The 258-nt window shown below is 64.7% G+C and carries 1 protein-coding gene; it reads left to right on the top strand.

The annotated features are described in order from the left end of the window. On the top strand, positions 1–258 hold a 258-nt coding region (locus tag SB679_RS25160; protein WP_410705049.1), incomplete at both ends, for a condensation domain-containing protein.

The raw sequence follows: 258 nt of genomic DNA, 5'->3' as shown, positions 1-258 counted from the left end.
CCTGCTGCCTACCGTACGCAGGTCAACGACCTGCTGCTGACCGCACTGGCCCGCGTCATCGCACGCTGGACCCAGCGCAGCGACGTGCTCGTGCAACTGGAGGGGCATGGCCGCGAAGAATTGTTCGATACCGTTGACCTGACGCGGACCGTGGGCTGGTTCACCAGCGTGTTCCCGGTGCGGCTGAGCCCGGAGCAGACGCTTGATGCGTCGATCAAGCGGATCAAGGAACAGCTGCGGTCGATCCCCGACAAAGGC

It is taken from the genome of Chryseobacterium sp. SIMBA_029 (assembly GCF_046535275.1).
Classification (GTDB): Bacteria; Bacteroidota; Bacteroidia; order Flavobacteriales; family Weeksellaceae; genus Chryseobacterium.
Note: the sequence above shows the minus strand (reverse complement) of the source record. Positions and strands in the feature narration are given on the sequence as shown.